The sequence below is a fragment of the Plantactinospora alkalitolerans genome (genome assembly GCF_015690345.1).
Classification (GTDB): domain Bacteria; phylum Actinomycetota; class Actinomycetes; order Mycobacteriales; family Micromonosporaceae; genus Plantactinospora; species Plantactinospora alkalitolerans.
Genome location: NZ_JADPUN010000377.1, coordinates 20,895 through 42,330, shown reverse-complemented (window position 1 = coordinate 42,330; position 21,436 = coordinate 20,895). Strand labels below are relative to the sequence as shown.

General features: G+C 67.4%; 19 protein-coding genes. 6 read left to right on the top strand and 13 right to left on the bottom strand.

Annotated elements, in window-relative coordinates; all coding sequences use genetic code 11:
* The first annotated feature begins 129 nt into the window (after positions 1–129).
* Positions 130–4,626 (top strand): P-loop domain-containing protein, encoded by a 4,497-nt coding sequence (locus tag I0C86_RS38370; RefSeq protein ID WP_196206220.1) that lies wholly within the window; start codon positions 130–132, stop codon positions 4,624–4,626.
* 410 nt (positions 4,627–5,036) lie between these two features.
* On the opposite strand, the gene I0C86_RS38365 is transcribed toward I0C86_RS38370, so the two are convergent.
* A complete protein-coding gene (locus I0C86_RS38365; RefSeq protein WP_196206219.1) occupies positions 5,037–6,080 on the bottom strand; it encodes a hypothetical protein in 1,044 nt (347 codons plus the stop codon).
* Between the two features lie 61 nt (positions 6,081–6,141).
* Positions 6,142–6,591, bottom strand: a complete 450-nt coding sequence (locus I0C86_RS38360) for a hypothetical protein (RefSeq protein ID WP_196206218.1) — start codon at positions 6,589–6,591, stop codon at positions 6,142–6,144.
* A gap of 169 nt (positions 6,592–6,760) precedes the next feature.
* Here I0C86_RS38360 and I0C86_RS38355 point away from each other — a divergent pair, with 169 nt between their 5' ends.
* From I0C86_RS38355 to I0C86_RS38345, 3 genes are read left to right on the top strand one after another with little or no spacing between them, the layout of a single operon-like run.
* Complete coding sequence (locus I0C86_RS38355; RefSeq protein WP_196206217.1) at positions 6,761–8,026, top strand: sensor histidine kinase; 1,266 nt, start codon at positions 6,761–6,763, stop codon at positions 8,024–8,026.
* A complete protein-coding gene (locus tag I0C86_RS38350; protein WP_196206216.1) occupies positions 8,019–9,140 on the top strand; it encodes a hypothetical protein in 1,122 nt (373 codons plus the stop codon). The genes I0C86_RS38355 and I0C86_RS38350 overlap by 8 nt, the downstream gene beginning before the upstream one ends.
* Entirely contained in the window at positions 9,113–9,823 is a 711-nt protein-coding gene (locus I0C86_RS38345) for a response regulator transcription factor (protein WP_323374113.1), read from the top strand. The genes I0C86_RS38350 and I0C86_RS38345 overlap by 28 nt, the downstream gene beginning before the upstream one ends.
* Positions 9,824–10,008: 185 nt before the next feature.
* Here I0C86_RS38345 and I0C86_RS38340 read toward each other — a convergent pair whose 3' ends face one another.
* The 9 genes from I0C86_RS38340 to I0C86_RS38300 form a co-directional block, all read right to left on the bottom strand.
* Positions 10,009–10,734 carry a hypothetical protein gene (locus tag I0C86_RS38340; protein WP_196206215.1) on the bottom strand — a complete coding sequence of 242 codons (726 nt, stop codon included), beginning with the start codon at positions 10,732–10,734 and terminating at the stop codon, positions 10,009–10,011.
* 309 nt (positions 10,735–11,043) lie between these two features.
* Positions 11,044–11,241 (bottom strand): hypothetical protein, encoded by a 198-nt coding sequence (locus tag I0C86_RS38335; RefSeq protein ID WP_196206214.1) that lies wholly within the window; start codon positions 11,239–11,241, stop codon positions 11,044–11,046.
* Positions 11,242–11,676: 435 nt separating this feature from the next.
* Positions 11,677–12,954, bottom strand: coding sequence for a hypothetical protein (locus I0C86_RS38330; protein WP_196206213.1), 1,278 nt, complete (start codon positions 12,952–12,954; stop codon positions 11,677–11,679).
* Between the two features lie 384 nt (positions 12,955–13,338).
* Positions 13,339–13,851: a hypothetical protein gene (locus I0C86_RS38325; protein ID WP_196206212.1), complete on the bottom strand. Its 513-nt coding sequence runs from the start codon at positions 13,849–13,851 to the stop codon at positions 13,339–13,341.
* A gap of 203 nt (positions 13,852–14,054) precedes the next feature.
* Positions 14,055–14,999 carry an ATP-binding protein gene (locus tag I0C86_RS38320; protein WP_230395498.1) on the bottom strand — a complete coding sequence of 315 codons (945 nt, stop codon included), beginning with the start codon at positions 14,997–14,999 and terminating at the stop codon, positions 14,055–14,057.
* Positions 15,000–15,322: 323 nt separating this feature from the next.
* Positions 15,323–15,718, bottom strand: a complete 396-nt coding sequence (locus I0C86_RS38315; RefSeq protein WP_196206211.1) for a hypothetical protein — start codon at positions 15,716–15,718, stop codon at positions 15,323–15,325.
* A 73-nt stretch (positions 15,719–15,791) separates the two neighbouring features.
* The gene (locus tag I0C86_RS38310; protein WP_196206210.1) at positions 15,792–16,205 is read right to left on the bottom strand and encodes a hypothetical protein; all 414 of its coding nucleotides are present in this window, start codon (positions 16,203–16,205) and stop codon (positions 15,792–15,794) included.
* Complete coding sequence (locus tag I0C86_RS38305; protein WP_196206209.1) at positions 16,202–17,236, bottom strand: hypothetical protein; 1,035 nt, start codon at positions 17,234–17,236, stop codon at positions 16,202–16,204. The genes I0C86_RS38310 and I0C86_RS38305 overlap by 4 nt, the downstream gene beginning before the upstream one ends.
* 96 nt (positions 17,237–17,332) lie before the next feature.
* A complete protein-coding gene (locus I0C86_RS38300; RefSeq protein WP_196206208.1) occupies positions 17,333–17,572 on the bottom strand; it encodes a hypothetical protein in 240 nt (79 codons plus the stop codon).
* A gap of 104 nt (positions 17,573–17,676) precedes the next feature.
* Here I0C86_RS38300 and I0C86_RS38295 point away from each other — a divergent pair, with 104 nt between their 5' ends.
* Both I0C86_RS38295 and I0C86_RS38290 read left to right on the top strand, forming a co-directional pair.
* Complete coding sequence (locus tag I0C86_RS38295; RefSeq protein WP_230395497.1) at positions 17,677–18,729, top strand: ParA family protein; 1,053 nt, start codon at positions 17,677–17,679, stop codon at positions 18,727–18,729.
* On the top strand, positions 18,726–19,196 hold the full coding sequence (locus I0C86_RS38290; protein ID WP_196206207.1) for a hypothetical protein: 471 nt from the start codon (positions 18,726–18,728) through the stop codon (positions 19,194–19,196). The genes I0C86_RS38295 and I0C86_RS38290 overlap by 4 nt, the downstream gene beginning before the upstream one ends.
* Before the next feature lie 216 nt (positions 19,197–19,412).
* On the opposite strand, the gene I0C86_RS38285 is transcribed toward I0C86_RS38290, so the two are convergent.
* Together I0C86_RS38285 and I0C86_RS38280 are read right to left on the bottom strand one after the other, a co-directional pair.
* Positions 19,413–20,000 carry a DUF4352 domain-containing protein gene (locus I0C86_RS38285; RefSeq protein WP_196206206.1) on the bottom strand — a complete coding sequence of 196 codons (588 nt, stop codon included), beginning with the start codon at positions 19,998–20,000 and terminating at the stop codon, positions 19,413–19,415.
* Between the two features lie 257 nt (positions 20,001–20,257).
* Positions 20,258–21,415, bottom strand: coding sequence for an FAD-dependent monooxygenase (locus I0C86_RS38280; protein ID WP_196206205.1), 1,158 nt, complete (start codon positions 21,413–21,415; stop codon positions 20,258–20,260).
* Positions 21,416–21,436: the final 21 nt, after the last annotated feature.

The window sequence follows — 21,436 nt, the reverse complement described above, 5'->3', positions numbered from 1 at the left end:
CGGCGTCGCGGTCGCTGACCAAGCCGGCGGCGAAGCCGCGCAGTTATTCGTCGCGGGACGCGCAGTCTGACATGATGCCGTCTCATGGCGGCCAGGCCTCGGATCAGCACTCGGCGACGGGCCTGGCTGGTGACCGCCCTGGCAGGACTCAGCGCCGCCTTGGTGGCGTTGCTTGCAGTCGCCACCAACTGGGCTACCAACGCGGTGCCCCCGAGCCTGAGGAAGTGGACGGAAGATCCACGCTGGACCTGGGGAGCCGTGGTCTTGCTGCTCGTGGCGGTCGTGGCCGTCGCCGGCATGCTGCAGCGGCTGTCGTCCATTGACACGACCGCCGCGCCGGTTTCTGAATCAGAACCCGCAGCGGCGCCCCAGGTGGACGAGTCGCTGACGATCATGGGTCCGTTGTCCAACCTTCCCCTTCGCAACCGATCGTTCATCGGGCGCACCGATCTGCTCGAACAGATCAGCGAGGGTTTGGTGAGAGGCCCGATCGCGGTTGTCGCAGTGCGCGGTCTCGGCGGTCTCGGCAAGTCGGCGATCGCCCTGGAGTTCGCTCATCGAGGACTGCTCGACGGCCGTTTCCGGATCTCGTGGTGGATCCGCGCCGAGTCGGCGGTGACCCTAGTCGAGGACTTGATCGATCTCGCGGCAGGGCTCGGGCAACCACCCGCAGTCGACCAGGACCGAACCGTTGAGATCCTCCTGGCCGAACTGCGGCGCCGCGACGATTGGCTACTGGTGTTCGACAACGTCGCCGCGCCCGGTGACGTGCGGCGGTGGCTTCTGCCGAACACGGGAAGCACGCTCATCACCAGCCGGCTCCGAGGCTGGCGACACCTGGCTGTCCAGCTCGACCTCGCCGAGTTCGATCGAGCGGAGTCCATGGCCTTTCTCGGCCGTGCCACGTCTCGGGGCGATCCGGCCGCGGCAGACCGGCTGGCGGCAATGCTCGGCGACTTGCCCTTGGCGTTGGCGCAGGCGGCCGGCTACATGGACATCCACGATCTGTCGATCGCCGCTTACGTCGAGCTCTACCGCAACCGCGACGCGGCGGGGCAACTGCTAGCCGAGAAGGTCGAGGGCTATCCCGCCAGTGTCGCCACAACCTGGCTGCTGCACTACGAGCAGCTGGAACGAGACGAGCCGGCGAGCTTGGAGCTATTGCGGCTGTGCAGCTTCCTCGACGTCGAGGACATTGACTTGGACGTGTTACTCTCCGCCCGTGCCGCGCTCCCGGCACGACTCGCCGCTGTCGTCGCTGATCCGCTCGCTGCGGAACAGGCGATCGGTGCGCTGAGCCGCACCGGCCTCGTGACGCGGCCCGCCGGCCGGCACATCCGCCTGCACCGGCTGGTCGCCGAGGTCACCCGGCTCCAGCTCGACGTGAACGAAGAAATGCAGCCGTCGGCGGCTAGTACCTGGACCGGCCGTGCGGCCGCACTGCTGAACAGCTTGTTTCCAGAGCGGCCAGCGACGACGCAGGAGCAAGCGCTGTGTGCCGTCCTCGCGCGTCATGCCACGGCGGTGCTGCCTCACGCCGACTACTACGGAGTCCCGGACGACTCCGGCCGGGAACTCCTCGCCCGCCTGACCGCGTACCTGGAAAGCCAGGTCGCGGGGGACATCGACGTGTACACCGGCTCGGATCGAGGTGAGCTGGCCGGGGAGTCTCAAGTTAGCTCGGCGTACGCGCAACTGATCAGGAACATCGCGCCCACCGAGCTGATTGCCAGGGAACAGGAGCTGGCGGAGCTGGCGGCTTTCGCGACCGAACCGGGCCGCAACAGCTACCTGTTGCTGCTGGGCTCCGCCTGGTCGGGAAAGTCGGCGCTGATGGCGTCATTCGCACAGCACCCGCCGGCCGGAGTCGACCTGGTCGCCTTCTTCGTGACGGCCCGCTTGGCCGCTCAAGACGACGTGCATGCCTTCATGGAAGCTGTGCTGGAACAACTTGCGGTCCTCCTCGGCGAGCCGATGCCGGTGGTGACCGCTACCCTGAAGGCCGCCCTTTTCGCATCGACGTTGCACCGCGCGGCCGAGAAGAGCAGGAACGAGGGGCGTCGTCTGGTCCTAGTGGTCGACGGTCTGGATGAGGACCGCGGAGTCGCCCCGGGGCCTGACGTCAGGAGCATTGCCGCGTCGCTGCCGAACCGGCCGCCGTCCGGTATGCGGGTGATCGTCACCAGCCGGCCGAACCCGCCACTTCCGGCCGATGTCCCCCACGACCATCCCCTACGCAACGAATCAATCGTGCGTAATCTTGAGTCTTCTGCGCATGCGGCGGTGATTAGGCGTGGCGCGCAGAGCGAACTCCGACGCCTGCTGGTCGGCACCGCCGCTGACCAGGACGTGCTGGGCCAGCTGGTCGCCGCGGCCGGCGGATTGTCGATCTCAGACCTGGCGTACCTTACCGGGCGAACGGATTGGGAGATCGAAGAGCAGCTGGCCGGAGTGTCGGGTCGGACATTCGCGGCCCGAGCCGGTCGGATACGGCCTGATTCGACGGTCTATCTACTCGCGCACGAGGAGCTCATGACGACCGCCGTCCGCTACCTGGGCGAACAACGGCTGGCGACGTACCGCGAGCGATTGCACGCCTGGGCGGACGACTTCCGGGAGCGGGCTTGGCCGGCGGACACGCCTGAGTACCTTCTCGGCTCCTATTTCCGTCTGCTGGAGTCGACCGGCGATGTGTCCCGCATGATCGCCCTGGCCGGCGACCGTCGCCGCCAGGATCGGCTGCTCGACCTCACCGGCGGCGACAACCTCGCGTTGATGGAGATTGCCACCACCACCGCCGTGGCCGCTGCGGCGGGCGATCTCGATCTCGACGTGCTGCTCCGGCTCGCTGTCGACCGCGACCGCCTCCGCCGACGAAATGAGCAGTTGCCACCCGCTTTCGCCGGAGCATGGATCCTCCTGGAGAGGCCGTCGCATGCGGACCTTCTGGCCCGGTCGATCGAAGACCCGGCCCGCCGCGCGACGGCTCTGGCGGAGATGGCGGCTGCGGGGGCCCCCGCAGCCACTGAGGCGACGCACCTCGCCGAGGAGATTTTATCGCCGATCGGCGCGCCCGAGGAACCACTGAGCCGGTGCACGGTATTGGCCAGGACGGCCATCGTCTTCAGCCACGCGGGACGCCTCGAGCAGGCACGCGTCAATGCCAACCTCGCGGAAAGGATCGCCCAGGGCGCGATGCCGGCCGATCATCAGGTGAGGGCGCTCGCCGAAGTTGCGGCGGCATTCGCAGCCATCGGAGACCGGGAGGGTTCGACCAGGCACTTCCGAAAGGCTCTGGACTCGGCGGAAGCGATCCCCACCGTGGATCGGCGATCGGCCGTGCTGGTGGAAGCGATGCCGGCACTTGCCGCAGCCGACCCACGCTGGGCACAATGGCTGGCCGACTCAGTGGCGGCCCCTGGCCTCCAAGCGCGGATACTGGCCGAGGCGGCATCGGTGCTAGCCGCGGCCGGAGACACCCGCGCGGCCACCGAGTCCGCGATCAGGGCGCTGGCCTCGATTGAGGAGATCACCGAACCGGGCCCCCGCGCGCAGGCACTAGCGCGCCTGGCGGCTACGGCCGTACGCCACGGTGACCCTGACACCGCCGCCGATCTGATGGTGCGGGCCGAGACGTGCACCCGGCTGGTGAATCGCAGCGTCCAGGATGACCAGGCCTGTGCGGACATCGTCACCGCGATGGCGGTTACGGGTGACCCGGAGCAAGCCCGCATACTGGCGCTGGCGATCGACGACCTCGGAATACGAGGGGCCGCTTTGGCACACATAGCGGCCGCGTCCGCACAATCTGGCGATCAGGCCACCGCCGAGGAACTGCTACAAGCCGCCATCGCAGCGGTGAGGTCGATTGAAGACACGAAGCAGCGATTCACGGCATATCAGCGAGCCGTGCCTCTTTTGGCGACGGTTGACCCGGCGGAGACGGAGCGAGTCGTCCGGGGTTCCTACGACGGCGACGGCAGGATCCTGCTCCTGGCCGAGATCGCCGGCGTTCGAGCAGTGGCGGGACAAGTCGATGCCGCCGCGACGTTGGCGGCCGAAGCGGAGGCCGGGCTGGACGCCACCGTCGACTTGGCCGCACGGTCGCGGGCCATGGCCCGGGTCGCCGCGGCCTATGCACCGGTTCGTCCCGACCATGCCGACCGCCTTGCCGATTCCGTGCCGGACCCCAGCTGGCGAATGGAAGCCTTAGCCGCGGTCGCTCGCGCTCACGAGGCATGTGGGCACTCCGCCAAGGCACAGGCGGCGTGCCGCCGTGCCGTGACGACGGCCCGCTCGATCCCGCTGCCGGGCAACCGGAGCGTCGCCCTCGCTGAGGCCGCCAAGCTGATCGGGCAGATCATCCCGGGCCAGGAGTCCACGGACTTGTTACTTGAAGCCGAGGCCCTGGCCCGATCCCTGTTTTCCTCGGGCGGCGTTCCCGACACCAAGCACCTTGCACAGGTGGCGGCCCGGGCCGACGCCCTAAACGGGGTCCGGATGATGGCCGACGCGTTGTGCGTCGGGGACTGGCATGACTGCCTCCCGGAACTGGCGAAGATCCGGCCGGAGATAGCCGCCGGCATGGCAGCCGAGTGTCGTCGACCCAACAGCCCTCAGGGCTGACGTTCGGGAATCCCGCTGAGGGCGATCTCGGTCAGGGTTCTACAGGGCGTTCCAGGGCTGAAGGGCTGCCTTGCTCCTGCTGCCATCGAGCGTATGCAGATTGAGTCGGTCGCACATAGAAATGCCTCTCCGCCGCGTCCCTTCAAGGAGCGGCATTGCTGTCCTAGCCGGCATGAGTTCGGCGCACTCTTCTCGGCAGATGAATGAGTCTATTAAGGACCTCGCGCATCTGGCGTGGCAAATCGTAGTCGGGCCGTCGTGTCAGATCCGCGCATGGATTCTGGGGCGACGTGGCCGGACAGTGTCTTGCCTGGGTCCCACACGCCTGCCGAGTCTGCCAACGACACCGTTGGCAGAACTCAGCAGGCGTGTGGGTGTTGTGCGGCTGGGCCCGGCCTGGTGGGGTGAGACTACGGGTGCCATGCCCAGTTTTCGGTGCCTGGGCAGTCGCTGTGGTCGAGTGGCAGTGTCGGCGGGCTGGTCATGGCGCCTTTGAAATTGTTGTACACCGTCTGGTGTGCCATGCCGTCGTAGTTGCAGACGAGTACGCGGTCGCGTGGGCCGCCATTGGCGCGCAGGTAGTCGAAGTACAGCGTCTGGATGCCGCGATGGCTGCTCTCGCCGGTCCGCGCTCCAGCGAGCACGACGAGCTTGGCGTTCGGGTTCGCCTTGAGCCATTTGGTGAACAGCTGACCGCGGTTGTTTTGCGTATCGCAGGCGTTGCTGACCAGGTCGGCGTGGTTGCCCGGGTCCAATAACAGGATGTAGTCGATCTCCTGCCATCGCCCGCCGCCGGGATTGCTCTGGGTCGCCTCGAGCATGTACACCGGTCCGAGACGGCTGAGGCTCCAGCCGGCCGCTGTGGTGATGTACTTGTTGTTCGGGGCCTGCCATGACGGAAAGCCGTTAGCGTTGGCGGCGTTGCAGGCTGTTGTGCTGGTCCACTGGTTGAACGCCCGGTGTATCGACGCCGGCGATGACTCGTCGCCAGCGCGGTCTGATTCGAAATACACGGAGCCGTCGTACGTGGCCGGCGGAGGAATGGCTGGCGGGTTGCCGTTGGCGTCGCACTCGGGCTCGCCGGGCGTGGGCTGGTTGGCTGTGTTGGGAGTGTTGGCATACCGGTCGGCGATCCAGCCGACCTGCCCGGTCGCCGGGCCGTTGAGGACGGTGACCTTATGCCAGCGACGGTTGTTGTATGGTCCGACGGCTTCGCCGTTCATGCCGCAGATCAGCTCGAATGAGTTGCCGTAGTACATGTAGCGTTGGGTGATGCGGCGTACGTTGCCCATGCTCGTGCCGTCGCGCAGGTAGATGCCGCTGTATGGGTCATTGTCGGCGTCGACGGCCTGGTAGACCAGGCCGGTGCCGGCGTGTGCGGGCAGTGATGTGAGCACTGTGGCGATGGCGATGAGGACGGCGATTGTGGTCGCGAGGCGACTGATCCTTCTCACGGTCAGGTTCCTCTCGGGGATTGGGGCGGCCGGCGGACCGGGGTGGTCCGCCGGCCGGGCTTCAGCGTTTGATTTGCACGCAGGCGGGTGAGACCTGGCTGCCGTCGGTCCACCGGGCTGCGACGCACACCCAGGTGCCGTTGCCGAGGTTGCGATTGATGTTCAGCCGGACCTGGGTGGTGTCCGACGGTGTCGTGGGGTCGCCGTGACCGCGGTAGTAGACCCCATCGCCCCAGACCTCGATCTCCAGGTACTGCCCGGTCGTGTAGCGGATCGTCCCGACGATGTAGTTCACATAGGTGCCGCTGCCGTTGACGTAGACGCAGCGGTCGACGGGCCGACCGCCGTAGGTGCATCCGGAGGCGCTCGCGGCGGCTGGCTGTGCGGCGACGACGAGCCATCCGGCCGTCAGGGCCAGCGCGGCCAGGAGTACGCGGATCATGAGCAGTGCGCGTTTCGTCAGTGCTGGGATTCCGGACTTAATAGCCATCTCCACGTCCTTTCCGGTCATTGCGTGGTGGGAGAAAGTATGTGGCGACTTTCAGGGAGTGCGGGTCGGGTGTTCACCCCTCAATTCGCAACAGCTACTGCAGAGGATCTATTCGGTGCGACCTTGTGGCAGCATACGCGGCACCGGCCGCGAAAATGATCATCCCGGCCGTCAGCAATACGATCAAGGAGTGGCCGGTGCGGCGAAACCGGCCGATCATCGCGTAGTAATCCATGCGATCAGATATTGCATCATCAACCGACTGGTTCTGTCGGTTGATCGACCGACAGGAAGCCGCTCGATGCACGTTACTGTGCCAATTGTGGAAGGTGACGCGACCCTTGGTCTGCGCCGCGCCGGCCGACGGACCGCAGTGGTCATCAGACTGACCACGTTGCCGGTCGCGGCCGCTGTTGCAGTCGCGGCCGCCGGTGGCCCGTCCACCCGGGCCGCCGCCGTGCTCGCGTGGACGGCCGTCGGCCTGTGGAGCGTCGTATATGCGCCGGTGGTAATCCGGACGCGTTTACGCTGGCCCACAGTTGTCGACGGCTTGGTCCTGACCGGACTGGCGCTCGCCACGCCGTGGACCGTGCCACAGACGTGGCTGAGCACCGGCAAGTCGTGGGTCGTGCCGTTCTGCACCTTCGCGTGCGTCGCCTACCAGTACTACGAGCGCTGGTTACTCGGCGGCTGCATAGCGCTCGCCGTCGCGGCGGGCATGGTCACCGGCACTGCGGTCGGTCGACCGGACGGCGCGGTGATCGACGGGCTCGTCACCGCCTGCTGGTCGCTGGTCATCACCGCACTTGCCCGGCTGTTGTGGACCCTGGTTCGCCGCGGCGGTGCGCAGGCCGACGCGGCGGTCGCCGACGCGGCGCAGGCCAGCCGTGAGCGCGAGGTCTCGGCCAGAATCCGGGCTGACGAATTGTTCACCAACCGGAAACTGCACGACACGTCCGCCACGACACTGCTGCTGGCCGGCCTCGGGCAGACCCGATCTGTGGCCAATCTGCTGAGCAAACGCGCCGCGCGCGACCTGGAGTTCCTCCGTGCCTTGCGCAGCAATGTGATCCCGGCCCAGTCGGACCTGATCGACCTGCTTCGCGTCATGGTCGACGTCATCCCGCTCCACGTGCGGTGGATCGCTGACGAGCGGATGCCTCTCGACCCGACGGTCGCGCACTCGCTCGCCGACGCCGCCGGCGAAGCGCTGACCAACGCCGCACGCCACTCCGGCGTGACCTCGGCGACCCTGTCGGTCACCAGGCTGGCCGACGGAGTCCGGGTCGAGATCCACGATGCCGGCCGAGGGTTCGCCCCTGCCACAGTGCCTAGCACCCGACGCGGCGTCCGCGAGTCGATCATCGCCCGGGTCGCCGCAGTCGGTGGAGTCGCCGTCGTCGAATCCGCCACGGGCCATGGCACCCTCGTACGGCTGGAGTGGCGCCATGCCTAAGCCCTCGACAAGCGAGAGCCTCGAACGCACCACACGACAACTGCTGGGAGGCCTCAGGCTGGCCGTGCTCGCGATCGCCGCGACGGTCCTGCTGCTCCCGCTCAGCTTCATCCGCCACTTGCACGTCTATCAGCCGCTGTGGCCACAACTACTCGCCTACGGCACCCTGCTGGCAGTCGTCGCGGCCGAGTCCGTCCTCATCGTGCGACACAGGGCCTGGCCCGTGATTCGTTGGGCGGCACTCGCTGCGGTATTCGGTGCCGCACTGCTCTCCCGGGCGTTCCTGCCGGCCGGGGCGACCGTATCCGCCGCCGACTGGATCTTCGGCGCGCTCGGATGGACGGCCGCGATCCTGCTACTGGGCCGGTCGCTGTGGTACCTCGTCGCATTCCTGGCCATCCACGAGACGTGCACAGTCGTCAAGGTACTCGTCACCGGCCCAGCCACCAGCGATGTGCTGCTCAACCTGGCGGCCGGCTCGCTGGGCACCATCGGATACCCACTCGCCAGCGGCATGGCCGCTCTCGCGCTACGGCGGGTCGCCGTTGCCGCAGACCGCGCGTCCCAGCAAGCCGAGCAGGCCCGGACCGCCAATGCCATCGAGGCTGAGGTCCATGCACACCGGCAACGCCGCTTCGCCGACCTGTACGAGTCAGCCGGCCCGCTGCTACAGGCTCTAGCCGAACGAACCATCGATCTGGAAGCCACGGACGCACAGCACCGGTGCGCCGTCGAGGCGGCGCGGATGCGTCGACTGTTCGCCGAAACCGACACGGCTGCCGACCCGCTCGTCCACGAGCTGACGCAGTCCGCGGACGTGGCCGGCCGGAAGGGCGTGGTCGTCGACCTGGAGACCCGTGGTATCTGGCCGGAGATGCCAGTGCCGATCCGGCGGGCACTCACCGAACCGATCGTCAAGGCCATGTCAACGGCCATCTCCGAAGCGCGGATCACTGTCGTCGGCACCCCAGGCGTGGTGTCGGTCAACGTCGTCGCCGATTGCGCACCGGTCGACACCGCCGACGGCGGCTCCGCAGTACGGGTCAACAGCCTCAGCGAAGACAGGTTCACCTGGGTGGAGGCACAGTGGACGACAACGTCATCACCGCCGTAGTCATCGACGACCACGAGGTCATACCCGTCGGCATCCGGGTCTGGTGCGACGAGGCCAAACCACCGATCCGCATCGTCGACCACGCTACCAAGATCAGCGCTGCGTGGACCGGGCCCGGCGCACAAGCCCACGTGGTCATCCTGGACCTCGGCTTACAGCACGGCCGCCAGGCCTTCAACGAACTGCGCCGACTCAACGAGTCCCGCCGCCACGTCGTCGTCTTCACCCAGGACGCCAGTAGCAAGACCGCGATCAAATGCATCGACCTCGGCGCCCTGGCCTACGTGACCAAAAACGAAGGACCGCAGCACCTGGTCGCTGCCATCCGCGCGGCGGCACAGGGCCTGTCATACACGCCGCCGTCCCTCAGCGGCGCTATCGCCGCCGACGACGACCCGAACCGCCCCCAACTCCCACCGCGGGAGATCGACGCACTGCGGGCCTGGTGCGGATCACGCTCGAAATCTATGGCGGCCCGGTCCCTCGGCATCTCCGTGAGCACCCTCGAAACCTACATCGAGCGCGCTCGGGTACGGTACGCCAGCGCCGGCCGCCCCGCACCCACCAAAGCCGCGCTGATGGCTCGGGCAATCGAGGACGGCCTGATGGGCATCGAGGATCTCTCGGCCAACACGAGTGAGTTGGACACAAAACGCATCGGCGCACCCGACAAACCAGCTTGACACCGGCGGGGTCGTGCGCCGAACGAATGTTGAAGGGCTGCCCGCGGCTGCGCGTGTGAGGACTCGATCGAGGATGTCCGCGGCGGAGCGGTTCCTAGACAGCTCCACAACCGGAGGCCTTCGTCATCACGTCTATCTACGTCGTGTCGTCACACAACCTTAACCAACGTGCCTGGTCAGTACAGCTAGCTCCTCATTTCGTCTTCGGGGGTGGGGTTGTTCAAGACTCGGTCGATGGCGGGTAGGGCCGGCTGCACCATGGCGTCGTCGATGATGGTGAAGTGGGTCGGCATGACCTCGTGGTTCTTCCACCGGGCGCCGAGGTCGCTGATCCTGCCGGTCTCGGTGTCACGATGCGCATCGTGGACGCGATCTACCAGGCCGAAGGCGTGCAACTCGCGAGCGCTGCGCCAAGTGTTGTCCTTCAGGCCGAACTGACCGCGGTGCCTCTGCACCACGTAGACGCCGGAGTCGCTGTGGGCGGTGGGGAAGATCGCGCGTCGCGCGGAGAGGGCAAGGAACGTGGCGATCTCGGTGTTCGTCAGCGCAAATACCCAGAGGCTGGTGAAGAAGTGGCGCGAGATGTACACCCCGGCCGTCGGCACGGTGTACCTGGGCCGGTTCACCGGGGTACTGGCCTCGGACAGCAGTGTGATCCGGCTGAGGTCACGACGGCCGGGGCGGCTCCTGTCCGGCTCGATGTTCACCAGATGCTGGTCGTAAAGCACCCGCAGCGCTTCCTTAATCTGCCGGCCCCGCAGGGCGGCGGCTTCGCGGTAGTCGGAGTTGGTATCGGAGAGCACCACCTTCTGCCAGCTCTTGATCGGCGCGTTCGCCTCCACGGCCTCGAAGGTACGGTCGATGCGGACCCGGTCCTTGGGGCCGTACCGGCACTGCGCGTCGAAGAGCATGAGCAGTTCCAGGCGTAGCGGCAGCCCTCTGGTCGGAACCAGGTGCGGGAGGATCGGTCCATGATCGGTCTCGGGCTGCCGCATCAGGAACGGCGGCCGAATCCTGATCCAGTTGGGGCGTATTCCCGGGGTTTTGCCGTCGCGATTGCCGCCGTACTGCCAGAGGTCCTCCAGGTTCTGCCGGACCTCCTCGTGCAGCAAGGTGCTGCCCTGGGGGCCGTCGCAGGCGCTGAGCAGCCGGGCGTTGATGGCCGCCCGGTCCGGCCGGGCCGCCCTGGGGCGGCCCGGCCGGACCGGGCGAGACGACGTTCACCGCTTGCCCCGCAGCGCACCGACGTACCGGGTGAGCTGGCCGAGGACATCGATGCAGTGGCGGCGAGTCCGCGGGTGGCGGGCGGCCAGTGCTAGGACCGCCACCAGGACAACGCCAAGCGACACCAGCACAGTGGGAAGGGTGACCAGCAGGACGGCGGCGAGCCACCCGTGCTGGTCATCGAGGCCGAGCATGTGTCATTCTCCGATCGGTATGGGCTCCCGTCCGCCGTCCAACTTCCTAGGGTCGATGGCGGGCGGGAGGGCCCTCTCCGGCCTGCCGAGCAGCAGCGCCAGGTGCAACAGTGACGGCTCCCGCGCGCGTTGTCTCGTTGCCGATCTTGGACGCCGTGTGCCCCCCTGACCGCACCAGAACGTCTACAGAAATTTTCAGCGTAGTTCTGGTGTGGTCAGCGGGTAGAGGCGAACGGGCACACAAATTTTCTGACCACCCATCGACGATGCATGGCCGGTCGCTGGGCCGGCGAGGCCGCCAGCCGAGTAGATCCTCACCGGCCGCCGGCCAGCCTGTCACGTTCGGAGACCAGACCAGCAGCAAGCCACCGCCGACGACTGGGAGCACGACCAGTACTCCGTTACGAAGCAACGAGTCCGACTGCTTCGGGGCGGTTAGCCGTTTGGGATTTCGACGGTACGGGGCCAGGTAATCGGCGTCGGCGCCCGTACGTCGACCGGTAGATGTGGCATGAGGGTCGGTTGAAGACGGCGTAGTTCCTCGTGTACGTCGCCCCACGGACCGGACGTGATCGGTTGTGCCGGACAGCCGTAGGTGTCGTGGCCCGTGCCAGTGTCGTGCTGGCTGCGGACGCAGCCGAAGGCATCGTTGGGGTGGTCGGCGCGCAGCAGGTGCCAGCTGCCGCCGCGCTCGTGCGGCGGGGCGGCGGCGAAGACCTCCGGGTGTTGCGGCAGGTGCAACAGGTTGCCGTCCTGGCGCAGAAGATAGAGCCGGTCGACGGCATCGACCTCGTCGGCCGACGGCCGGTGGCCAGAAAGCCAGGTGAGCGCGCCGGCGACCGGACCGGGCCCCCAAAGATACTCGGCCGGCCACCGGCTGGTGGCGTACCGGGAGTCGAACCGCTCGACGTCATACACGTCCGCGACCCCACGGAGCAGCATCCACTGCCAGGACGGGTCCTCGTCCGGGCGGAGACCGTCCGCGCGGTCGATCACCCGGCTTCGGGTCGTCGGATCCCAGCCGATGACCATGATGTCACGGCGTACCGGCGCGGGGTACCGCCTGCCGCCCGGGGTCGCGACACCCCACAGCTGGTTGATGAACTCCGCGAGATCACGAATCTCCATCGTCGCCGCGCCCGGAAGATCGACGTGGTACTGACGGCCGTGACTGAGGCGGTTACGCATCTTGACGATCAGCCGCTCCTGGTGGCGGGCCCGTTGCCCCCGCAGGAGCCCCTGGTCCCGCGCCCAGCGCATGAGGTCGGTGAGCATCCCGCTGAAGCGCCACTGTCCGCCGTCGCCCGTGGGCAGGTACAGCTTGTCTTTGCGGAGCCGCTCGGCGATGTCGTCGTACCTGTCGCTGGTCAACGGCCGCGGGCGGCGTTCCTTGTCGGTGAAGGGGATCGGCTGGCCGTGATAGAACTCGACGAACCGGTACCGCAGGGCGGGTTCGTAGAGCCTGACGGCGTCGTCAGCGACCTCGGTGAACTGCTCATAGTCGATTACGCCGAGCGCGTGCCTACGGCGAAGTCGCTCGAAGCTGTTGCGCAGATTGTCCGGCACCGCGTCGACCAGCGTGGCATCCGCGATGAGAGACGCCTGAAACGCGGCGGCGTCGTCCGGGCTCAGCATCCCTCCGGGACTCAGCCCGCCGGGGGTGAACCACAGCGTACGTTCATCCGCCTCCGCCACGTCAGCGAACATGCTCACCCCACCTCCTGCCGTCCCGGCCCGTGCGCACCACATTGTCCTTCTCGAAGACGCGGCAGCGGTAGCACTTATCCGAGGAGCCGGCGATCGCCGTTCCCGGCAGCTGCCAAACCCACGCGGAGGCCTGGTTAGCTGACAGGCCCAGGCCAGGTCAGCCTGGCCCAACGCCCCTACCTCAGCCCACCTGCCCAGCCCTTCGCCCGCCTACCAGAATCCGATGCGGTTGCCGCAGACTTCGCTCGCAGGCGCGCTGTCGTCTGTCCTGGTCCGCTGACCGTCCTCGCCCGGCATCAACCGCCGCGGCGCAGCCTTCCTTACCCCGACGCCCGGGCCGGACTACTCGTCCGACCAACTGGAGCGGAGCCACAGCCAGTCCGGCATCGGCTACCTCAACGCGGGGAACGCCATCACCGCCGACCGGATGAACTCCACGTCCTCATCCGCGTCTTCACCGACCTCCATGAGCGCCTCGTGCGCACCCAGCCGGTTGTCGTCCGCGTACGCCCAGTTGTTTTCAGAGTCGCCCGCCGCCCAGAACAGGACAGCCGCGTTGTACTTCACCATCGCCAACCCAGCGAACGTCAGCGGCTCGGGGTGCGGGTTGCCTTCCTGGAGCATGTCGACCAGTTTTGACTCCGCCTCCTGGCAGGCCGCCAACGCTGCCTCGAGATCGCCGGTGCAGATGTGGACCGCCGCCAGATTGTTCGCGGTACGCGCGGTGCCGTACTGCTCCTGCCAGTCGTCCATGTTGCGGCGGGCGTTCAGCACGGTCTCGATGGACGCAGCGTCAGGGAACGGCTCAGACCTCGACTCGACGTACGGCGGCCGGCCCTCCCCAGTCAGAAGGAACTCGCGGTGGCCGTTGCTACGTTCGATGATGGGAGAAGGGCCACTCATGGCTCAAGCCTATGTGCGGCGCGCACCCACGCTGTCACCGACGGCCACGGCTGGCTGATCGACATGCTCGCGCTCACCGACTGCGCCTGCAACCTCCGCCGACCCCTACAACCCGCGTCAGCGGACGGAAGCGCGGTCAAACCCGCGGAGATTGATCAACGGCCGAACCGATCAATGGAGTCAAGACTCACGAGCCGTTGGTGTTACAACTGGAGAGCAGAGCCACGGGGTGGCAGGGCAAGGTCCCAGTCGGTGGTGACATGCAGGTGCACGGTGAACCGAGAGGCCAGAGCCTCGGTCAGCACCGCGCCGTGCACGCCCGGGTTGTGGCCGGCGACGATGTAGAACCCGTCGACGGCCTCCACGGTCTCGTTGCCGTTGGCGGGGATGGCAATGACACCGCGGCCGTCCATGGCCGGGTACAGCACGGCCAGTACGCGGGGCGGAATAAGGGTGGCGTCGTCGACCAGCAGCACGCGCCCCTCGCGCATAGCGGTCACGAGGGGCCCGTGGACGAACTCGTAGCCGCCGCCGGGGATCGGATTGTAGGAGCCGAGGAAGTCATCGACGACGGTGTCGCCAGTGCCGGCGACGGTGAGCAGGTCAGGGAACGCGGCCTCGACCATGGCGGTCTTGCCCGTGCCGGGCGGCCCGTACAGCAGCACGGGCACCTGCTGGGTCCGTAGCCGCCGCAGTTCCTCGACGTCCCAGCCCCTGCCGAGCCGCCGCGGGTGATACAGCGTCCCGTTCGGTCGCGGCACCGGCGCGGGCCGGGACTGACGGCCACCACCACTTCCGCCAGAGCGGGTGCGGGGCGCGGCCGGTGGTAGGGCGCCGGCGGCGTCGATGCCGGCCTGGGTGATCTGGAAGCGGTGCGGGTCGCGGTGGTGGGTGGCGTGCCCGGCGGTGGCCATCTTCTTCAGCGCCTCGAACACCGCCCCGGAGGACGGTGCGCCGATCGCCCGAGTGATCTCGCCGACCTTGACGATGTCATCGGGGTGGTCGGCCAAATGCAGGGCGACCTTGCGGTAGAGGTAGCCGGACCGGCCGGAGGCGGCCTCGGCGGTGGGCGTCTCGCCGGTGCCGGCCACGGCCGGGTCGTTCTGCGGTGAACCGGCTGGCGGGACAGGGGGGTGTGGTGTGGTCATGTGATTGCCTCGATTCGAAGGTCGGGCCCGCGCACCCGTCTCCGGGTGCGCGGGCGGTGGGTACCGCACAGCGGAGACGGATGGGGCCAACCCCTGCCGGCCTGTTCGGGCCGGGCGGGTGGGCGACCACACCCCGGTGGTGCTGAAGGGTTACGGCGACGCGTAGGTCCGCCGCTGGTGCCTGCTGGTCGGTGTCGACGTCGCGCGGGCGGTGTCGGCGCCGACGATGGAACGCCTCCCAGCCCAATCGATCAAGTCGAATTGAGGCTCGGGTGCTGGATTGCCGAGCGCGCGTAGCCGTACTTGGTTACGCGGAGCGGTGTTCAGGTCGGGCGCCTACCGCTCGGGCGGCGCGATCGGATCAGGACATCGTCGGACCGGTGATCGGCCGGACGGAGGGGTTTCAGGGCGCGGGCCCGGTCCACCATCCGGGTAAGGCCGGCGGCGATCCGGGTGCCGCGGATCTGTGGCGGCGGAGCTGCCCAGGTGGTGACGGCCGGTGCGTGAGCGCCGCGCATCCGAATGGCCCGGTAGAACCGCAGGTCGATATCGACGGCGGCGACGACGCGGGTCTGGACGCGGGCGGACTCAGGAGCCTGCGCGAGATCGCCGTGCCGGAAACCGGGACGGGCCTCGCCGAGCCAGGCTTCGAAGACCACCCCGAAGCCGATGCAGCGCCGCCCGTCCACATGGAGCCAGCCACGCAGCCAGGTGCGCATCGTGGAGCTGTCGAAAGCGTCCGCCGACCAGGCGGGCTCGGGCGAAGGCGCCGCACCGGGGCAGCCGTGACCGCTACTGCGACGGGCTCCGGCGGTGGGCCTGGTAGCGCCCGTGCTGCTCGAGTAGTGCGGTGGCGATCCCGTCGGTGAGCCGGGTCAGGCGCAGCGCGAGCGACACGTCCGGCCCTGCGGCACCGATGACGATGCTGAACATGCCGGGGAAGGTGTCGGTGAGGGCCTGGGAGATCTGCCGCTCGATCGGGTTCCTCGACGAGGTGGTGTCCCAGGCCGTGTACCTGGCCAGGTCGACGTACAGCGGACCGGCGGTACGCAGCGTTGAGGTGAACTCGTCGGCGAACGCGATCAGCGGATGGCCGGGGATCTCGCTGCTGCGGAGCCGCTTCGTGAGGTCGAAGTGGTCCGCGACCCGCCACCAGACCGCCGGCATGACGTCGCCCTCGCCGGGGATGTAGTCGTCGTCGATCACTGCCGCGTCGCCTCCCTGTCCGCTGCGGTCGCCGTGAGGACCGGCGGCCAGATCGCCCGGCGACTGCTCCAGCCGACCTCTTGGGCGAAGCTCTCCGAGGAGCCGCAGATCCGGCACGATTCGGTGGTGTCGGTGCCGGCTCCGGCCATCGACGGAAGCTCCAGGTAGGCGATGTCGTAGCCGGTCGCCCCACACACCGTGCACCTGCTGCCAGTCGGCCCTTCGTCGGGCTCGAACACGTCCGGTTCGTGCTGGTGGCGCTCACCTCGCCTGCGGCTCGGCGGCAGGGTGGGTGGGATGGCCTGCCGCCAGGGCCAGCGGTCGTCGGTGAGTCGGTACCAGCCGTCGGAGTCGGCGGTGAGTCGCCGCATGCCCACAACGAACGTTGCAGGGGCGAGGCCGTCGGTGGGCGCGGCGGGTGCGCGGACCACGAACATCTCCATGCTGCTGTCGCTGTGGCGCAGTACGAGCAGGTCGGCGTCCCGATCGGGGGAGCGAAGGGCGCGGGCGTTGGCGTCGGACGCGATCCGCTGCACCGTCGGTCGAGTGAAGCGGGCGACGAGAGAGCCGTTGTGCTGGTAGCCGTGCGCGGTCTGACCCGGGTAGGGGCCGAGGTCGCCGGTGGCGAGCCAGGCCGGGGTCCAGTGCGCTGTCTGCGGAACGGTGTCGGTGTCGTAGGCGGCGGCGGTGTACAGCCGCGTCGGCGTGGACAGGTCAGCCACAAGCCAGCGGTGCCCCTGCCCTGCGGCGGCGCGCAGCTGGTCCAGCATGCTTTCGTGGTCCGGGTCGGGCTCGGTCAAGGGCTGCCGGTACAGCGGCCACAATTCGCCGGCGGACATCGGCCCGTCGCCGTGAGCGGCCGGGACGGCCACGCTGCGGGGGCGTGGCGCGTTGGCGGGGGTGAACCACAGCCGCGCGTTGCGGACGTCCAAGATGAGCCATGGCTCTTTCAATTCGCTGGCCTGGTGGCTGGCGATGGCTTCTTCGGCCTGTTGGAGGGATCTCCGCAGTTCAAACCAGAGCTTTCTCACCTGTAACTCCTTCTGGGCATGGAAATGCCCTCGGGCCGGATGGCCGAGGGCAATGGGGGTTCGGGCGGCGCCTGCCGGGGTGGCAGACGAAGGCGGTCATTCGGCGGGCCGGGTGTCGCCGTCGCGAAGGGCCGCGCAGCGGGTGGCCACACCGTCCTCGACAGCGGTGGTGAAGCCGTCGCGGGCGGCGTCGATCGCGGCAGCCTGGTCGGCATCGGCCAGGTCGTCCCATTTCGGTGCGTCGTGGGGTGCCTGGACCCTGTACCGCTCGGCGTCGTAGCCAGCGAGGTCGAAGGGAGCCCGCGGCCGGTATGGCGGCGCGGGCTCCCCTGTCAATCCGCCCGAGTCGCGCAGCCTCCATCCTCAACCACCTTGACAGAGGTGTGGATGATGTACACACTTCAGTCTGATGCCGTGAACGTCATTCACAGGAGGGTGCGATGCCTGCAGATGAGGCTGATCTCGCCGGCTTGGCGGAGATTGCGGAGCTTGCTCGCGTCAGTCGCACGGTGGTCTCCAACTGGCGGGTGCGCGACGAGCGTTTTCCGGCTCCAGTGGCGGAGCTGCGCGCGGGGCCGGTCTTCGCGCGTGATGCTGTCAGGCGATATCTTCGACGGAGGAACAGGCACATGGCATACGTGATATCGACGATCAATCTCAAGGGTGGCGTTGGAAAGACCACTACCACCATCGGTTTGGCCGAAATGCTGTCGGTCGAGTTTGGCAAGCGAGTCCTTGTCGTCGACCTAGACCCACAGACGAATGCGACTACCGTTCTTGTCGGCGAGGATCGGTGGCGTGACCTGAATGCGCAGAAGCATACGTTGGTCACGCTCTTCACTGACGCGTTGCGCCCCGATGGCGAGTTGGCCGAGTTCGATCTCGATGCCACACTTCAGCGCAAGGTGAGCCCGGTCGCTGAGGTGCAGAGTGTTGATCTACTTCCCTCCTCGCTCGACCTCATCGATGTACAGGACCGCCTTGCGTCGATGCCGTCCGGTCGGTTCTATTCGAACAACCCCACCGATCTGCTGCGGAAAGCGGTCCGGCCAATTCTCGAAAACTACGACTTCGTCTTAGTCGACTGCCCCCCGAATCTCGGCATCGTGACACTCAATGGGCTTCGCATTTCGGACGGCTATATCATCCCGACCATCCCGGACGTTCTTTCAACCTACGGTATTCCGCAGATCCAGGCCAGAGTCAAAGCTTTTGCCGACAACCTTGGGGAAACAATTCACGAAATTGGCATTGTCGTCACAAAGTACCGTTCAGCGTCGACGGTTCACCGCACGACCATCGACCGGCTACTGAATGACGAAGAGCTGCCGCCTGTGTTCGAGACTGTCGTCCCAGAAGGTAATGCGATCGCGGCCTCGGCCGAGTTTTCCTCTATGTCCACGTTACGCCAGAAATACCAGTACCAGGGTGGCTACGAGGTCTTCCGTAACCTGGCCAAAGAATTCATCGAGGCAGTAGAGGAAACTGCATGACCAGTCAAGCCCTTCCGGACGACATCTCCGGCGCGGTTCAGGCCGCTTCCGACTCGCTTTCGCAGCTCGCCGCAGCGCGCCCTGAAGTCGCCGTGCCGCTCGCCCGGCTCATCTCGGTGGTAGCCGACGAAGCGATTCGCACCGGTCGGTTCGCCACTGCGCTACAACGAGCTCTCGCCTCGGACGCCCACACAGCGACAGCTGCCCCTGTACGGCGGAGTGGACGCCGTGCGCCTGGAGTCCTTGATCCTTTTGCCGTGTTCGCAGAGCGAGGCGAGGCCGGCCTCCGGTCAACGCTGGCCGAGCTCGACCTGGAGCAGCTGCGTGACATCGTCGCGGAGCACGGCATGGACCACGATCGGCTCGCGATGAAGTGGAAAGATTCGTCGAGGGTCGTCGACCGCATTATCGAGAAAGTAGAGGCGCGGACAGCGAAGGGCTCCGCGTTCCGGCAAGTGTCCAACTGACTAAAGCCAGACCGACGCAAGCCGTGTAGCCGACGCTCATTAGCTGGTTGGCCGCCTTGGCGTGTCCACCGTCAAGTAGAAGGTCGGCCCGGTGAGATGCCCCGACCCAATGTCCACGTCGACGAGGACAAGCTCTGCCTCCTCGGACCCGTCGGCGTGCGCGCCGACGGGTCCGAAAAAGTAGTCGCCCTCGCTGTTGGCGAAGCACGTGTCCGTTTAGTTCCAGATCGCGATGGCTGGCCCTGGGCCGAACAGCTGGTCCTCAATGAGGCGGATCTCCTTGATTTTGCTTTTTTTGTCTAGCTCAAAGGTGAGCCAGCCGCGAACGCAGTCTTTCGGCAGCAGTGTGGCGGAGTAAGGCAGGGCGGGCTGCCTTGGCTTGGGAGTGATGTCGGCAGGCTGTAGCTCGTAATCGTCGGTGGTCTTGAGCTGCCAGGAGCTCCAACTCGGGGTCGGCAGGTCCTCGCCCTTGGTGGTGTTGCAGATTCTCACGTCGGCCGGCACCCACACTTTGCCCTTGTCGGGCTCCGAGTCGGCACGTCCACCGAATTTGGCCGAGTGGATGGTTACTTCCGCGTCGGCGCCGGTGTATGTCTGGCCGATCTTGAGCCGGGCCGGGCCCTGTTTCTCGGGCGGGACTGGCGAACTGTCTGCGGCCGCCGGGGTCCTCGCGGTAGGCGCCGCCGGCGGGGCCGAACTGGACTGCGGGGCCGGACCCTGGGGTGCTGGTGCATCGCCGCTGTTGCCGCAACCGGCGAGGAGGATCGTTGCAATCGCGACGGCAGGAAGCGAATAAAACTTCATGCTTCGTAAACTACCGTCCGGGGAGTGTGATGCCGCAGTGAGCACCTCAGACGTCCGGACCGACTCACTGAACCCAATGGCCACGGAACCTTCACTCGTTTTCGACGAAGTTGCTGTTGCGAGTTCGTCGCCGATCACTACGCATGCCGCAGGTTCTTCAGCGCTGACTGCGCGCTCATGCGCGGGCGGGGTGACCTGGGTCTATTTTTGAATGTGTAGGTGGGGCGGTGGGGCTCTGGCCACGGCAGGCGGTGGCCCTATCGGGCGCCGAGGCCGAGCTTGTCGCCGATGACGGGGCCTTGCTGTACGGCGGCGACTGCGGTGGGCAGATGTCGGCGTTGCCAGCCGTGCAGGGCGGTGGGCAGGTTGGCGCCATACCGGCGGTGCTGGGTGAGCGCGGCGGCCAGGCCGGCGGCCTGCTCGATGCCGTTGTTGGCGCCGCGGGCGGTGTGCGGGCGCACTGGTGCGAGGGCATCGCCGAGCAGAACGGCGTGCCCGTCGCCGACTGGCCACACCATGCGGGTGGGCGGGTCGATGTCCAAAACTGGCACTGCCATGCGGGTGGCCGTGGCGTGCACGACCGCCGCGTGGTCGGGCGGGAGGAGATGGTCGGCGTGCTCGTCGACGTGGGCGCGGGCGGCCGGGGTGATGTGCTGTGGCAGGGCGAAGACTCGGCGGGTGGGCGCGGCCCCGAAGTGCTGCTCGTACGTGGCCGGTGTGCAGCCGAGGTAGAACGTCCAGTCGCAGCCGCCGGGGACCGGGGCGACGTTGAACTGAACGCCGGGACAGGGCTCCATCCGGACGAAGTCACGCATGTCGGGCTGCGGAATGCTGGTCGCGATGCCGCGGTGGGCGACGTAGCCGGCGTAGCGCAACTTCCGGTCCGGGTCCAGGAGGCGACGGCCGATCGAGGACCGGCCGTCGGCGAACACCACCAGGTCGGCCGGCTCAGTCTGCCCGTCCGCGAAGTGCAGGATAGGGGGACCGGCGTGGTGGGTCAGGCCGGTGACCCTCATTCCCTTGCGCAGGACGCCTGCGGGGAGCCGGGCGGCCAACGCGCGGTGCAGCAGGGGCCAGGTGGTGTTCCGTCCGGGGTAGGTGCGCAGCACGGTGTGCGTGGGCTGCCGGTCGCGGACCGCGACTTGCCGGATCGTCTCGGAGTCGTAGGCGACGAAGTCACGCTGTGGGATGTCGAGACGGTCGAGCACGTCGAGTGCGATGTGTTCCAGGCCGATGAGTCCGCCACCGAGGGGGGCGGACACTGGTGTTGCCTCGTAGACGGTGACGTCGATGCCGGCGCGCAGCAGCAGCAGAGCGGTGACGGGGCCGGTGAGGCTGCCGCCGATCACGGCGACGGTTAGCCGGCGGTTTCCGACGCCGCTGGTGCGAGCGGTCGGAGCGAGGTTCGAGTCCATGGGGTTCCCTTCTGCAGGGGG